Source organism: Psychrobacter sp. H27 (assembly GCF_059072655.1).
The window spans coordinates 263,943-280,047 of the sequence record NZ_JCACRX010000001.1; the positions used below are offsets into that span (position 1 = coordinate 263,943).

General features: G+C 44.8%; 13 protein-coding genes. 7 read left to right on the forward strand and 6 right to left on the reverse strand.

What is annotated here, in order from left to right:
• Positions 1–218: 218 nt before the first annotated feature.
• The 3 genes from AC5JPY_RS01010 to AC5JPY_RS01020 all read right to left on the reverse strand — a co-directional run bounded on the left by AC5JPY_RS01010 (position 219) and on the right by AC5JPY_RS01020 (position 3,505).
• Positions 219–1,145, reverse strand: coding sequence for a homocysteine S-methyltransferase family protein (locus AC5JPY_RS01010; protein ID WP_493851795.1), 927 nt, complete (start codon positions 1,143–1,145; stop codon positions 219–221).
• A gap of 423 nt (positions 1,146–1,568) precedes the next feature.
• A complete protein-coding gene (locus tag AC5JPY_RS01015) occupies positions 1,569–2,696 on the reverse strand; it encodes a zinc-binding dehydrogenase (protein ID WP_493851796.1) in 1,128 nt (375 codons plus the stop codon).
• Between the two features lie 131 nt (positions 2,697–2,827).
• Entirely contained in the window at positions 2,828–3,505 is a 678-nt protein-coding gene (locus AC5JPY_RS01020; protein WP_493851797.1) for a glutathione S-transferase family protein, read from the reverse strand.
• A 205-nt stretch (positions 3,506–3,710) separates the two neighbouring features.
• On the opposite strand from AC5JPY_RS01020, the gene AC5JPY_RS01025 reads away from it, so the two are divergent.
• Together AC5JPY_RS01025 and AC5JPY_RS01030 are read left to right on the forward strand one after the other, a co-directional pair.
• Positions 3,711–4,625: a LysR family transcriptional regulator gene (locus AC5JPY_RS01025; RefSeq protein ID WP_493851798.1), complete on the forward strand. Its 915-nt coding sequence runs from the start codon at positions 3,711–3,713 to the stop codon at positions 4,623–4,625.
• An 83-nt stretch (positions 4,626–4,708) separates the two neighbouring features.
• Positions 4,709–5,797: a hypothetical protein gene (locus AC5JPY_RS01030; protein ID WP_443527253.1), complete on the forward strand. Its 1,089-nt coding sequence runs from the start codon at positions 4,709–4,711 to the stop codon at positions 5,795–5,797.
• 71 nt (positions 5,798–5,868) lie between these two features.
• Here AC5JPY_RS01030 and AC5JPY_RS01035 read toward each other — a convergent pair whose 3' ends face one another.
• The 3 genes from AC5JPY_RS01035 to AC5JPY_RS01045 all read right to left on the reverse strand — a co-directional run bounded on the left by AC5JPY_RS01035 (position 5,869) and on the right by AC5JPY_RS01045 (position 9,527).
• Entirely contained in the window at positions 5,869–6,714 is an 846-nt protein-coding gene (locus tag AC5JPY_RS01035; protein ID WP_319051849.1) for an IclR family transcriptional regulator, read from the reverse strand.
• Positions 6,715–7,000: 286 nt separating this feature from the next.
• Entirely contained in the window at positions 7,001–8,251 is a 1,251-nt protein-coding gene (locus AC5JPY_RS01040; RefSeq protein ID WP_493851799.1) for an MFS transporter, read from the reverse strand.
• 121 nt (positions 8,252–8,372) lie between these two features.
• Positions 8,373–9,527, reverse strand: coding sequence for an acyl-CoA dehydrogenase family protein (locus AC5JPY_RS01045; RefSeq protein WP_493851800.1), 1,155 nt, complete (start codon positions 9,525–9,527; stop codon positions 8,373–8,375).
• A 373-nt stretch (positions 9,528–9,900) separates the two neighbouring features.
• Here AC5JPY_RS01045 and AC5JPY_RS01050 point away from each other — a divergent pair, with 373 nt between their 5' ends.
• The 5 genes from AC5JPY_RS01050 (at position 9,901) to AC5JPY_RS01070 (ending at position 16,083) form a co-directional block, all read left to right on the forward strand.
• A complete protein-coding gene (locus tag AC5JPY_RS01050; protein WP_493851801.1) occupies positions 9,901–10,677 on the forward strand; it encodes an enoyl-CoA hydratase in 777 nt (258 codons plus the stop codon).
• Between the two features lie 74 nt (positions 10,678–10,751).
• Entirely contained in the window at positions 10,752–12,329 is a 1,578-nt protein-coding gene (locus AC5JPY_RS01055; RefSeq protein ID WP_493851802.1) for a 3-hydroxyacyl-CoA dehydrogenase, read from the forward strand.
• A 65-nt stretch (positions 12,330–12,394) separates the two neighbouring features.
• The gene (locus tag AC5JPY_RS01060) at positions 12,395–13,597 is read left to right on the forward strand and encodes a 3-oxoadipyl-CoA thiolase (protein ID WP_493851803.1); all 1,203 of its coding nucleotides are present in this window, start codon (positions 12,395–12,397) and stop codon (positions 13,595–13,597) included.
• 168 nt (positions 13,598–13,765) lie between these two features.
• Positions 13,766–15,439 (forward strand): fatty acid--CoA ligase, encoded by a 1,674-nt coding sequence (locus AC5JPY_RS01065; protein WP_493851804.1) that lies wholly within the window; start codon positions 13,766–13,768, stop codon positions 15,437–15,439.
• 164 nt (positions 15,440–15,603) lie between these two features.
• On the forward strand, positions 15,604–16,083 hold the full coding sequence (locus AC5JPY_RS01070; protein WP_493851805.1) for an acyl-CoA thioesterase: 480 nt from the start codon (positions 15,604–15,606) through the stop codon (positions 16,081–16,083).
• The last annotated feature ends 22 nt before the right edge of the window (positions 16,084–16,105 follow it).

The following is a 16,105-nucleotide window of genomic DNA, read 5'->3' on the forward strand; positions in this document are numbered from 1 at the left end:
AAATATCGGAATAATTATTGTATTGTTTATCGAAAGCTAAAATACTGGTACTTGCCACTTTGAGCACGTCTTGTCATCAGCCAAAATATCTATACTGCCATCGATCTAACCGCGATGGCAGTGAGGGTAATCAGCTTCGATATTATAGATATTGTGAATTGTAGAGAGTCATACTCAATAGCATTGTGCTTAAGCATTGTGCTTAAGGGGTGTTGTATCTATGCAGAAGGCGTACCCGAAAAGTAGCTGCTCAACTCCTGAATGTGCTCAGGACCAATACCGCAGCAGCCTCCGATTAATGAGGCACCTTGTGCTTGCCATTTTTGTGCCCAATGCAGATAGGCAGGTGGCGTTAGGTCATCACGTACCTGATTGAGCGTATCATTTGCTGCGGCGTTTTTCGGTTGCGGCGGAAAGGCATTGGCATAGGCACCAAGCTCAATATGGGTCGCATTTTTATCTTGCAACGTGCTTTGGGCAACATCTAATGCTTGATCGATAACATCAGGCTGACAGCAGTTAAACAGGATCGCTTCGACGTCGCGGTCTGCCATTGCCGCAACTGCTTCTGCTACTGTCTCTCCTGAACGCAAGCGTGGTACATCGATATCCATGTTATCTTCTAAAGTAAAAGCAATCCAAATTGGCTTATTATCCGTGTCTAGCGTACTTAGTAATTCACGAACAGCGATAGATTCTGCGATCAGACTTTGGGTTTCAGCGAGCCAAAAATCTACATACGGGCTCAATCCATTTATAAGCGGAGCCCCAATGTCTTCTACATGGTCAGCATCAAACAAATCGGCACGGTAAGAGCCAAATAATGGCGGGATAGACCCTGCTATTTGGGTTGTAGTGCCTTCTAGGATAACTGCTGCACGTGCCATTTCGCCTGCTGATGCGGCTAACTCTTGCCCCTGCTGCGCAAAGCGTTCTGCGCCAATATGAAAGGGCACAAGAGCGTAGCTGTTGGTGGTGATAACATCGGCGCCGCTTTTGATATAAGCGCGGTGTACGTCGCGAACGACTTCGGGCGCTTCTATCATCGCCAGTGCTGACCATTCAGGTTGACGAAACGGTGCGCCGCGCTTCGCTAATTCTCGTCCCATGCCGCCATCGATAATTGTGGTTTTTTTGGTTGGCATAACGCATCCTTCTTGATAATAAATGTATATATCTATTGAGTCTGTATCTTAAAAAATAGAGTGTTTTGACGGGGCGAAATACTAGGCGCTATATGCAATAGATGCAACCAAAAGTTTGGTAAGAATGTTAACGGATGGTTTTTCAAAGATAGTATGACGCTGGTTACAGTAAAATGGCGATGAGAAGTGCTTGGTTAAACTTGTTATGCCGACTTGTCATGTCGACGCTGTTTGGTTGATTGAGCGCATAAGACAGCGTTAGAGTAAGAAAGTTTTAAAGTAGGACAGTGTTAAGGAATTTTTAGTCCAAACACAAAATAAGGCAGATACTATGATCAGTATCTGCCTTATCTCACTTTAGGTGTATCGTTTCACTCTCTATAGGTAGCAACCTGTTGCTAGGGGCTTAATGTATAGATGTGATTAGCCTTGAGGTGTGATCAAGTATTTCTCACCAGTGGCTTGCTTGCCATAAGTGGCGATTGACTTTAGCTGCAGTGTTTCCTCTAACGTCACTTCATGGGTATAGCTGCTTGCAAACGTGGTGGTGATTTCTTCTGCAACTCTCTGACGCATCGACATAACGGTTTTGGTGCCTAGTTTGCCGAGTGCATTGAATAGTAAGAAACCATTAACACCCCAAGCAAAACCAAAGTTACGATTTAGCGTGATAGGTCCACGGTTGAGAGCGCCATAAATATAGGCTTGTTTGAAGGTGTTTGAGCCGTATACGCTATACTCTTCCACATCGCGAGTGATGGCCGCTTCCATGCAGTTTAGGATATCGCTGGTCAATTGACCACCGCCCACAGGATCAAATGAAATAGTAGCCCCTGTTTCGACAATCGCTGCTGTCAGATCTTTCAGGAACGTATCATTGCTTGAGTTGACCACGTACTTTGCGCCCATATCACGCAGTAGTTTTTCTTGTTCTTCTTTACGCACGATGTTGATCAAATCGATACCATCTGCCATACAGATGCGGTTGAGCATTTGACCTAGGCTAGAGGCAGCGGCGGCATGAATAATGGCTTTGTGACCTTCAGCGCGCATGGTTTCGACCATTGCTAGCGCAGTAAGTGGGTTCACAAAAGAAGACGCACCTTCTTTGGCAGTCGTGCCTTCTTTTAACTCAAGGCAGCTCTTTACATTGACACAGTGGTACTGACGATAAGTACCACCGCCGATCACAGCAACCATCTTACCCATCAATGTTTGCGCCGCCTCTGACGACCCTGCTGCAACGACGGTACCGGCGCCCTCATTACCTACTGGAGTGTCTTCATTGACACGTGTTTTCAGCGATGGCATAAATTTGGCAGGTATATCGGCAGTAACGACTGGGCTTTGCTCGGTGCCTGACTGCACAGCAGTTGACATATCAGCGGCGCTGAACATCACCCCAAAATCAGAAGGGTTCAATGGGGCGGCTTCAATGCGTACAACGACTTCATCTGCACCAGGGGTTGGCATCTCGATATCTTGTAGCGCTAGGGTTAATTTATTGTCATCACTAACGGTCGAGGTCAGTTGGATATTTTTATCAGTCATAAGATTTGCTCCTGCAAATAATTATAGGTATTGGGCCACTTATATTAGTGTGTTGGTTAGGTCTTGAATGTTGTTTAATCAACGCACTTATTTTAATAGTGGGTGTTTTTGTTGCTCATTACTTTCATACTTTATTTAGCTTGGGTCGCTTGTATCTGAGCTTGTACATGCTGCATAAATTCAGGCATATTTGCCAAACGATCTTTTTCGACAGTCTGGGCAATATCAGACTGACTCATAGAGGTGCTCCACTCTTTCATACCAGGGATTTGTGCCAGTACATCCCATTCGAGCTGGCTTGAGGCAAAGGTGTTAACAATAAGGTTCACGTAATGGACGTAGATGTCAGCCATGGTGAACTGCTCGCCTGCAATCCAAGGTGAGAACTGGCACAAGCTATTTAAAGCGCCGATACCGCGCTCCAACACTTGGCGTACTTCAGCTTTGAGTGGCTCAGGCGCTGCAGCACCCGAAAACACATACGGTATGAGTCGGCGACTTGGCAGCTCAAAGTAAAGCTCTGCTATTTTCATAATTTGACGTACCACAGCACGCTCACCAGCATCTGCAGGGTATAGCGGTATATCAGGGTGAGTCTCTTCGATAAAATCACAAATCACGCTCGACTCTGAAATGTTGAGTCCGTCATCAGTGGTGATGGCTGGTACTTTACCCACGGGGCTGACTGACAGTAGCTCGTCGCTACCAGCGAAGATTAGGTTTTCTTCAAAAGGTATCTGTTTGTACAGTAAGGTATGTTTGACGATGTTGTAATAGTTGCTTGCAGCAAAACCGTGCAAAGTAATCATATGTCATTCTTCCATTGTTGACGTGATGGGTTATTTTTAGTCGTGTTTTAATCGCGTTTTAGTCGTGACGCTCAAGTTAACCACATTATTACTGGTTTTAACATGGTTATATATAGGATAAAACGTCAATCACTATTGCTTTTAAGACAACAATAGAGCCAAAATACTTGGCTACTCAAGCTTAGATAGTGAATGGAGAAGTTAGTTGGATCAATTACGTGCAATACGATATTTTAGTAAAGTGGTCGAAACGGGAAGCTTTACCGAGGCTGCAAAGGCATTCGACGTACCGCCATCTTCACTATCAAGACGCGTGTCTGATTTGGAGAAGAGTTTGGGCGCGACTCTATTACAGCGTTCGACTCGAATGGTTAAGCTGACCGAAGTGGGGCATGTCTACTATAATGATGTGCAGCATATACTGAACCAACTAGAGCAAAGCAAAGAAACGGTTCGGAGTTACCAAACAACGCCAATGGGGCGTTTGCGCATCAGCTCAATGGTAGGGTTTGGTGAAAGGATATTGCTGCCTTTACTAGATGATTTTAGTGCTCTATATCCTCAGATTATATTGGATGTCAGCTTGAGTGACGAGCTATCGGCACTCGGACGTGATGACGTTGATATTGCGATTCGCGGTGGCTACGCGCCAAACGAGCGTGTGCTGGCCATCAGGCTTATGGACAATAGCTTTATTCCCGTTGCCTCTCCTAGCTACCTAGAGAAGCATGGTACTCCCAAACATGTGATGGAACTCAAGGATCATCGTGGTCTATACTTTAAAGCGCCAAACGGCCCAACACCGTGGCTGTGTCATGTAGATGATCAGTGGCACGATGTCTCAGGGCCTGCGGTTGCGATCTCAAATAACGGACCATGGCTGGCACAGAAAGCCAGTAATGGCGAAGGTATCTTAATGTCCACTCGGTGGGCGCTGGCGTCGTATCTTGAGTCAGGCGCACTGCAAGAGCTAACCTTTGAACACAAGTTAACCATCACTCAGCATTCGGATATGGCGGTTTATCTGCTGTATCAAAAACAGCGCTACCTAGTACCCAAGGTAAAAGCGGCGGTAGATTTTTTGGTTGAGAGAATACAAGTAGCAGGTGTAGATAAATAGCCTAAGTAATGTTATGAGTTAAAGTTTAGCTAGTCCGAGCTGAAGGATGTATACCTTTTAACCAATTATAAGGTTAGTAATAAATGGGAAATGTCATTAGTATTGATAAGATCGGAGACTTCCGTGATTTAGTAAATTCTAACTCAAGCTTTGTATATCAAATATATAAAGATAAAGGTGGTAAGAATCTATTTAATCTAGTCTGTTCTTGTTTGGACTGGATCACAGTATCAGTTCGTCATTTGGAAAACATAATTGAGTTTGATAAAAATATAGATAGAAAATCTATGCAGGTCTATTCTCTGATATCTTCGATTGACCTTATATTTGAATCAATCAAACAGCTACACAGAGTATTTATAAGCGAAAAAAGTATACCATTTTCAGGTGAGAAGAAGTGTTTTGATGAGCGATTGTTCCCTAATGAAGATGATAACAATTATTTCAAGACAATAAGAGCTTGTTTTGGCGCTCACCCCGTATCTTTAAATCAATCGAACTCGAAACGCTTTGCTAGTTGGCCTTTTGAAAGTTTTTCCAATAACGGGGATTTATGTGTCCACTTATACAGTAGAGACGTAAACGAAGAGGATCTATTGCTAAGTCTTAACATAAATGAGTTATTAGAATTTCTCCTTATTCGGTATGAATATCTAGATGTTATTGCTGACAAAATAGAAAGTTTATTCAGTGAATATCAGAAAAGCCTTTCAAGCCAAACGATTGAAATAAAATCCGATCCACTTGAACAGCTTTATATTCTTAGGAATGAGTCTAAAAAACGCTTAGACAACGATTATTATAATGGCGAAATTAATGATCTAATTATGATCTTCGAAGCGAAAGTTACTGATCCTAAACTTATGGAAATAGCTGATAATTACAAAGATTCCCTCTTGCCTATAATTGAAGAAATTAAGACTAATCTTCAAGTAATGAACATCGTTGATTTAGAAGATGATGCTATGCTTAGAGTTCGCTCAAATCTTAGCATGCAGTTAGGCTATGAACTGTCAAAGTTCTATAGTTGGGTACACAGTGATAAATATGACCCACTCCTTAACTATTATTTTGAAAGATTCAATGAAGTCACAAAGGGTAAGTTTAACTTCACCAGCAGTGATGAAACTAACCTTACATTTCTCAAAGTAAAGTTGATGTTAGCTCTATAGAATGTGCTATGAAAGAGTAAGTACCAACTTCTAGTCAGCTACTGATACGAAGGCGATCTTACTATCAACAACTAACTAATATACAAATTACTCTCAATCATGTTTTTCATATGCAGTAGACGAGGGGCAATATCTTCTTCTAGCTTGGTACGGCTCAGGATAAAACTGGGCGCGCCACAGTTAAAGGTGAGTAGCCCTTCCGTCGGATGCATCAGCGCAATAGCGACCGCATTGACGTCCTTTTGCCATTCACTAATCGAAAAACAGTAGCCGTACTCTTCGTAATCTTGAAAGGCTTTATCTAATCCTCGTCTGATTTTGAGCCAATCATCCTTATACTTACTACGAATAGCATTTAAGATAAACTCTTGCTCAGCAGGTGGCATGCTGGCTAGGCAGGCCCGTCCCATCGAGCTTAAATGAATAGGTAAATAAGAGCCGACATTGCGCTGCATGGTGGTGCTACCAGCACCTTGTACGACATTGAGGTAGACCATCATCAGACGATCGCGGGTCGCCATGGCAACAGCGCTATTGGCATAATCTGCCAGCTCTTCCATATAAGGGGTGGCAAGGTTATTGATAGAGATGTTGGTCATCATCGTATAACCAAACCCAAGTACACCTGTAGAGAGCTGGTACTTACTGCTATTGGTAGACTGTTTTAGATAGCCTAATTTGACTAAGGTATAAGTCAGACGAGTGATGGTCCCTTTGGGTAGCCCTGTCAGCTGACTTAAGTCTTGATTGCCCAGATAGGGACGCTGCGGGGTAAAACAGCGCAGCAGCTCTAGCCCTCGAGCGAGCGCAGTGACAAACTGTCTGTCGTTTTTGTCACGCATCTCTGCAATGGGCTCTAACAGCTCGATATGCATCTCATTGTTAGCATCTTCATTGGCAAGGGTATCATTCGTCATATGCAGTCTACTATTCCCAATTAAGTCCATACGAACATCATAATTTCACTACCTAGCGCATCTATGAGCCAATACAAGCGTTTATATTGATTCTTACAATGGCTGATAGTATAAGTCTATAGCCACGTGCTGAGGGCAGTCTATCCATCCAATTATACTATAATAAGTTATCATTGAACCCTCAGCATAGCACGATATGTATAGATTGTTTCGCTATGCGGTATGAGTGGTAGCGATATAAGCTACTAAGAGCATCGTTACAAATGCTCCTACACTCAACGTGCGACTACGCTTGTTGCGGGTCATACTGCTTTTCTTTGATGAATAGCGTTGGGATAAGACCACATAAGAAATAAGCACCTGCCATCAGTAGTAGACCAGCACCGATAGAATTGTGCATCGCCATATAACCAATCGCAACAGGCGCAATTACAGAACCCAGTCGACCAATATTGAACGCACCACCAATAGCCGTACCTCGAATAGCAGTAGGGAAGCTTTCGGTTAAATAAGTGGCGTTAATCGCATAAGGAATACCATATAAGAAACCAAAGGTGATCATGAGCCAACCAATATTGGCTGGGGTATGCATATAGACCAATATCGGGATAAACAATGCGGTACCCATGGTGCCAAAGGCAAAGACGATTTTGCGACCGATCTTATCTGCCATGTATCCTGCGACTACTTTGGCAAACATCATGGTCAAGTACGTACCGGCCATATATAACGCCATTTCTTTAAACTTAATTCCAAGCTCGGTCTCTAGGTAAGAGGGTAACCAGTTGCTTACGCCAAAATAACCGAACAGTAATAGCCCTGAGCTCATCGACCACAGAATAAACATGATACGGTGTCTTGGGTTGTCTAATATTGCCTTGTATGGGTTCTCGGCTTTTTTGAGTGGGTCTTGTGCGCCGCTCAACTTCAATGCTCGAGCGTCCTTCCAAGATTGAGGTTCAGGAACCAGAAAATACATCGCGACGGCGAGAATAAGGGGCAAGAAAGTCAACAGATATAATGTGCGCCAACCATAACTGGGGATGATCCAAGCGGATACACTGGTGATAACCAATGAGCCTAAAGTAAATCCAGTCATCAAGGCAGCAAGGACAGTAGTACGATGCTTGGTAGGCACCATCTCTGACATCAGTGTATTAGTAGCGATATAAAGACTGCCCAGACCCAAGCAAGCAAAGGTCCGTAGGGCTATAAACTGCTCGTAGCTCTGTACCATGCCACTAAACCCAGACAGTATTGAGAACATCCCAGTAGCCAGAACAATCACCCGTACTCGGCCAAACCGATCGCAAGCCCAGCCACCAAAAAACCCACCGATAGCCATACCAAATAGAGACCAGCTGCCGAGCGCCCCTGCCTGCACATTGGTCAATGCAAACTCCAGTTTTAGGCTGGATAAGGTAAAGGCGAGAATACCAATATCAGCCCCATCACATAACAGAACCAAAAAACAAAATACAAAGGCCAGTTTCCAAGGTTGTTTTTGGACAGCGCTTGCGCTTGGGTCTGACGTCATAACCGCACTTTTCACAATGTATATCCTTATCGTTGTGAGAACAAAAGAGTAACGAAGTACAAAAAAAGACGGTACCGGCATCCTAGCCAATACCGCGATACATCCTAATGGTCAATCAAGACTACTCGCTGGCTTCCTTGATCATGTTGCGAGCGATGATAACTTGCTGGATCTGAGTGGTACCTTCATACAAACGATAGAGACGCACATCACGATAAAAACGCTCGATACCGTAGTCAGCGATATAGCCTGCGCCGCCATGAATCTGGACAGCTCGGTCAGCCACACGGCCACACATCTCGGTGGCAAACATCTTGGCACACGACGATTCGGTGATGACGTCTTTGCCTTCATCGCGCAGACGTGAGGCATCTAACACCATAGAACGAGCCGCATAAATTTCTGCTTTTGAGTCAGCAAGCATGCCTTGGATCAGCTGAAAACTGGCAATAGGCTGACCAAACTGTTTGCGATCGACGGCATAGTGTAGGGCGTCGTCCAACATACGAGTGGCAGCACCAGTACTGGCGGCAGCAATATGTAGGCGACCTTTATCAAGCACTTTCATTGCGGTCTTAAACCCAACACCTTCAACACCGCCAATTAGCGCGTCTGCTGGCACGACACAATTATCAAAGATCACATCGCAGGTATGCGCGCCTTTTTGCCCCATTTTTTTGTCTATCTTGCCCAAGGTAATACCAGGTGTGTCACTCTCAACGATAAACGCTGAAATCCCGCCAGAACGTTTGTTTTGTGGATCTGTGCGTGCCATGACGGTAAATATGCCAGCCTGCGGGGCGTTGGTGATATAGCGCTTGGTACCGTTGATGATATAAGTATCGCCATCTTTTATAGCAGTCGTCTTCAGTGACGCCGCGTCTGAGCCCGACTCAGGTTCAGTCAAACAAAACGAACCGATAATCTCACCACTGGCCAACCTGGGTAAGTATTTCTGCTTTTGTGCTTCAGTACCGTCGATCACCAGTCCAGATGAGCCGATACCGTTATTGGTCCCTATAAGCGAGCGAAACGCAGGGGAGGTGCGGCCTAGTTCAAACGCCAATGTAACCTCCTCTTCCATCGTGACACCTAGTCCGCCGTACTCTTCAGGAATAGTCAGCCCAAAAAGCCCCAGCTCACGCATCTGCTCAATAATCTCTTCTGGGAGACGATCGTTCTCTGCCACCCAATGCTCCAATGGGACGAGTTGATCGTTTACGAAGTTACGAATGGTTTGGGTAATGTGGTCGAGAGTTTCTTTATCTCTAATCATGTGAATCTTCCTTGTTTGATTAACCGTTACTCTTAGTAGTGGTTTTATGAGCGTCCTGAGTTGGGAGAAATCTTAGATTTTGATAAACAATATGATTAATACTGAACAACAATCTAATTGTCTTAGGCAAACAGCATAATCGATGATTTATTAAATTACAATAGTTTTGGTTTAAAAAACCGCATTGCGGTTTAAATACAAGTAGTATTCATAAGAGATTGAACAAATATTTTGAAATTTAGCCAGTTTTTACTTCACAAATGAAAATAAACGCTATATATTGGTATCAAATATCGCTGTGCGGTATTATTAATTTTGAAGAGATGGTTTTTATTATCTTGGATAAAGTAAACAAATGTAAAAAGAGGCAATCATGGAAGAACAACTCATTATTTGTGAAAAACAAGGAGAGGGTGTCAGTGTTATCACATTGAATCGCCCCAAAGTGCGCAATGCACTAAATACTGAATTGCGCCAACAAATGGCAGAGCTGTTCATTCAATTAAATGACGATCCACAAACCAAAGCGATCGTGCTGACGGGTGGTGATAAGGTGTTTGCCGCAGGTGCTGACATCAATGATTTCTTAACGGCTAAGACAGTCGATGTGTACTTACGTCGTAGTGAGCGATATTGGCGTGCGATTACTGATTGCCAAAAGCCGATTATCGCCGCGGTGAACGGCTATGCGCTTGGCGGTGGCTGTGAGCTTGCCATGCATGCTGACATTATTGTGGCAGGACAGTCTGCTAAATTTGGACAGCCCGAGATTAAAATAGGACTTATGCCAGGTGCAGGCGGCACTCAGCGATTGTTTCGTGCTATTGGCAAACACAAAGCCATGAAGATGATACTGACAGGGGACATGATTGGCGCTGATGAAGCTGACCAAATGGGATTGGTATCTGAAGTGGTCGCAGACGACAATACGCTCACCCGTGCGATTGAGATTGCTAAGCAGCTGGCAGGTTATTCGCCTATTGCATTGACTCAGATTAAAGAAGTATCGATGCTCGGTCCCGACATGCCTTTAGATAGTGCGCTGGCGTTAGAGCGTAAGGCATTTCAAATCCTATTTGATACTCATGATCAAAAAGAAGGTGCCAAAGCTTTTTTGGAGAAGCGTCCTGCAGAGTATAAAGGCTATTAAACGCCATCACGCCCCTTATTTCTGTTGAGGTCCACGCCGACCAAATCCTATTATAAATTATATAGAGAACGATTATGACTGTGAACACATTGGCCATTGTTGGCACTGGCATCATGGGCATGGGCATTGCCCAAATTGCTGCCCAAGCGGGTATCCAAGTCCTTTTATATGATGCCAAAGCAGGCGCAGCTGAACAAGGGCGAGCATCACTACAGGGTACACTTGAAAAACTGGCTGCCAAAGGAAAATTCAGCGATGATGAGCTACAGTCGATGTTAAGCAACTTAACCGTCGTCCAAGAACTGAGTCAGATTGCTACCGCTGAAATTGTGGTTGAAGCCATTATCGAAAATCTAGACATAAAAAAACAGCTGTTTGCCCAGTTAGAAGAGGTTGTTAATACCGATGCTATTTTGGCGACCAATACCTCATCGCTATCTGTCACAGCGATTGCCGCTGACTGTGACCATCCAGAGCGCGTGGTCGGTTTTCATTTCTTTAACCCAGTGCCACTGATGAAAATCGTGGAGATTATCCCAGGAATATCTACGCAGCATTCAGTTGTTGAGGCTTTGAGCGATTTGGCCAAACGCATGGGACATCTGGGTGTGGTCGCAAAAGATACACCAGGATTTATCGTCAATCATGCAGGCCGAGCGTATGGTACTGAATCCTTAAAAATACTGGGCGAGGGCGTCGCAAATTTTGAGCAAATCGACCGTATCTTGCGTGATAGCGCTGGGTTTCGTATGGGTCCGTTTGAGCTGATGGATCTGACTGGCGTTGATGTGTCGCACCCTGTAATGGAGTCGATCTATGAGCAATACTACCAAGAAGCGCGCTACCGTCCGCATCCATTAACCCGTCAGATGCTAGTAGGAAAAAAGCTCGGCCGTAAGGTTGGTGAGGGGTTTTACCACTACGAAAACGGTCAAAAGGTTTCAGTGGATAGCGCTCACAATCAAACGTCCAAAGTACTAGCATCTGATGCCACTATCACCTCAGTTTGGATTGGGGTTGATTTGGCAGAAGACAAAACACAGCTGGTCGACTATCTAAATAATCGTGGTGTCCTTATTGATAACAACGACAAGCCGAGTCCTGATAGTTTGGTGCTGCTCGCCATCTACGGAGAGGATACGACCAATGCGGCGATTCGCTATCACATCGATCCCAAGCAAGCGATTGCCATTGATATGCTCACCGAGCTTACAAAACATCGTACGTTGATGCCAAGTCTTGTGACACAAGAGCAGTTTGTAGCACAGGCCTACGCGCTATTTAGCAACACAGGTAATAGAGACTCAGATAGTAGCAAAGCAGATATGCAAGATACGGGAAGTGCCACGCTGGTTACCGAAAGTATAGGTTTTGTGGCGCAGCGTGTGGTTGCGATGGTGATCAATCTTGGCTGTGATATCGCAATGCAAGGGATTGCCACGCCAGAGGATATTGATAATGCCGTCAAGCTTGGGCTAGGTTATCCGCATGGTCCTATCTCTTGGGGTGATCACCTTGGTGCCTCGCGTATATTACTCATTTTAGAGCGTATCTATGCGCTTACAGGTGATCCGCGTTACCGCCCAAGCCCTTGGTTGCAACGCCGTGCCAAACTAGCTGTGTCATTGTTTACTCAGCAAACCACCTATTAATACGAACGACAAAGTATTGTCGCCAAACCATTATTTAGAGTTAAAAAATACGACAAGGAAACGTTATGTTAGATGCCTATATTTATGACGGATTAAGAAGCCCATTTGGTCGCTATGTTGGTGCTTTAGCAACCGTGCGCCCTGATGATCTCGTTGCTGCAGTCATGAAAGCGTTGGTCGAAAAGCATCAGTTGTCTAGTGATGTTTTTGATGAAGTGTTGCTAGGCAGTGCCAACCAAGCTGGCGAGGACTCTCGCAATATCGCACGTAACGCGGCTCTATTAGCAGGATTAGATGTCACAACGCCAGGTCAGACCGTCAATCGTCTATGTGCGTCAGGTCTATCTACCGTGGTCGATGCTGCACGCAGTATCACGTGTCATGAAGGAGACATTATATTGGCAGGTGGTGTTGAATCCATGACGCGTGCGCCCTTCGTCTTTGCAAAGACAGAAAAGCCCTTTAGCCGTGACTTTAAGGTATTTGATACGACTATCGGTAGCCGTTTTCCCAACCCAAAGATTATTGAGCAGTTCGGCAGTGATACCATGCCGCAGACGGGTGACAACGTTGCTCATAAATATGGTATTACGCGCGAGGAAGCCGATAAATTTGCAGCCGCATCACAAGCCAAATACCAAGCTGCCAAGCAAGCAGGGTTTTTTGACAATGAGATAACGCCTATCACAGCCCCCCAAGGTAAGAAATTGCCCGAAAAAGTCGTTACAGATGATGAGCACCCTCGCGCCAGCTCCGACATTGCAGCGCTAAAAAAGCTTAAACCTTTAAATGAAAATGGTGTTGTTACGGCAGGTAATGCGTCTGGTATCAATGATGGTGCTGCTGCGCTCATCATCGGCTCAAAACAAGCAGAAGAAAAGCTAGGCTTCAAACCGATTGCCAAGATCTTATCATCAGGGGCGATGGGTGTTGAACCCAATATTATGGGTGTGGGTCCTGTTGAAGCGATTAAGCTGGCGCTAAAACGTGCGAATTTAACCCTTGATGATATGTCTGTCATTGAGATTAATGAGGCTTTTGCCTCACAGGTACTGGGTTGTCTAAAAGGATTGGGTATTGATTTTGATGATAAACGCGTTAACCCCAATGGCGGCGCTATCGCGGTTGGGCATCCGCTGGGTGCATCTGGTGCAAGAATTGCCTTGAGTACCGCTCGAGAGCTACAGCGTACGGGCGGTAAATACGCAGTGGTTAGCTTGTGCATTGGCATCGGGCAAGGACTTGCCATGGTGATAGAGCGCGTCTGATATTAAAAGGGCGCACACCGAATTACTGATTATAGTTGATTTAGCTTAAAAGAGAGACCAGGCAACCAAGCGCAGATGACTATGTGATACTTCAAGTGAGGGCAGCGCGGTAACTCTTTTATAGAGGATTGACTATATCAAGGACTATTTAATATCAAGGAAGACATTATGACAACCATACTCAACCAACACGATAACTACCATCAAGCCGAAGACGCGTATGGGTTTCCGTTAATTATTAAACAGCTGCTCAACCGTGCCAAAATCGCCTCTACTAACCAAACCATCAGCTATGCGGACAAAGTCACTTATACTTATGCTGAGTTTTTTAAGCGTATTAATCGCTTGGCCAATGTCCTAAAAAACATGGGATTGCAGGCAGGTGATGTGGTCGCGGTCATGGATTGGGACAGTCATCGTTATCTTGAGGCGTATTTTGCCGTACCGATGTCGGGTATGATTTTACAGACCGTCAATGTGCGTCTGTCTGAAGAAAAAGTGCTGTACACCGTCAACCATGCTGCCCCAAAAGCCTTATTGTTAAATGCTGAATTTGCACCAATGATCAAAGACTACCGTGACGATGCGCCTTCTATTGAGCATGTGATGTGGGCGGATGATGCAGAGGGTGAGAAAGCAGCGCTACCTGACTATGTCGATGGTGAGTACGAGGCGCTGTTGGCAGCCGCTAGTGATGAGTTTGATTTTCCAGATTTCGATGAAAACACCATCGCCACCACATTCTATACCAGTGGCACGACAGGTGATCCAAAAGGAGTTTTCTTCACTCATCGTCAGATCGTACTACAGACGATGGCAAGTACACTGGCATCAGCGCTCAATGCTGAAGGTCAGGGCGCGCGCTATAACGATGTTTACATGCCAATGACGCCCTTATTCCATGTCCATGCATGGTGCTGGCCGTACGGCGCTACCATGATCGGGCTAAAACAAGTATATCCAGGACGGTATCTGGCACCAAAGTTAGTCGATTTGATTGAGGAGCACAAGGTCACGTTGTCACACGGTGTCCCTGCAATATTACAAATGCTCCTCAAAGAAATGGCAGAACGTGGCCGCAAATTTGAGAATCTAAAACTACTGCTAGGTGGCTCAAAGCTAAATGAAGGCTTGGCCAAAGCAGCTATCGAGTGCGGTATCGAGTTTATGTCAGGATTTGGGATGTCAGAATCATGCCCTGTACTGTCTCGAGCAGTATTCGATGACAAAACAGAGTCGATGACCTTGGAGGACAATCTCAATTATCGCTGTCTGTCAGGCTCGCCCATCATGTTGGTATCGATGGAGATCTGGGATGAGAATGGTAAACCTCAACCAATGGATGGCAAATCGACGGGCGAACTTGTGATACGAGCACCGTGGCTGACCCAAAGCTATTTCAAAAATCCCGATGCAGGTAATGAGCTGTGGAAAGGTGGCTGGATGCATACGCAGGATATTGCTTGTATGACTGCTGATGGCACGCTCAGCATTACCGATAGACTAAAAGACGTCATCAAGTCAGGTGGTGAGTGGGTATCCTCGCTTGAGGTCGAAACAATTCTTTCCTTTCATCCGAGCGTCGCTGATATCGCAGTGATTGGTGTTCCAGATGAGCGTTGGGGCGAGCGTCCTCTCGCATTGGTCGTGCTAAAGCCAGATTATATCGATACAACATCGACAGATATTTTGGCACTGGGTCATCAAGCGGTTGAGAGAGGTCATTTGCCAAAATATGGCGTCCCAAGCGAAGTAAAATTCTTATCAGAAATGCCAAAAACTAGCGTTGGAAAACTTGATAAAAAACGCATGCGCTCGATGTACTCAGAACATTTAATCTAACCGAACAACCTTATTACCATCATAGTGACGCTAATAATAGAAAAAACCTACATCTCCCTAGTGTCTGACTAAATGCTAGGGACGGGGGAGGTGTGTGTCACGAGCACCCTGAGTCACATTCATCATCTATATAACAGAATCTGTCTAATAAAAAGAGAAAAATTATGGAAGCTGCACCAGCGTTCCCAGAAATACAAGAGACTGTCACAAGCAATGACAATCACCCATTGCATGACTTTACGGTTATCTATCCTCAGCAAGTGGAATGGGGAGATATGGATTCCTTTGGTCATGTCAATAATGTGGTTTATTACGAATATGCTCAAAACGCTCGTATTTATTACAACAGGCGACTTGGTTTATTTAACGAACAGACGTCTTCGGTGATGGCAGCCTCGTCATGTCGATATCTCAAATCGGTTGCTTATCCTGATGAGGTATGGATTGGCATCAAGGTCAAAAAAATCGGTAACTCAAGTCTAATTCACGAATATACCTATTATAGTACGGCGCAAAAGGCAGTCGTTGCAATTGGTGAGTCAGTGCTGGTCTATCTCGATAAACTGAGCGGACAAAAAAAGCCAATTGATGAGTCGCAAAAAAACGCAATAGCAGCATTAGAGAGTATTGACCAAGAAGCATAGCGCCCAATACGTCGATCACATC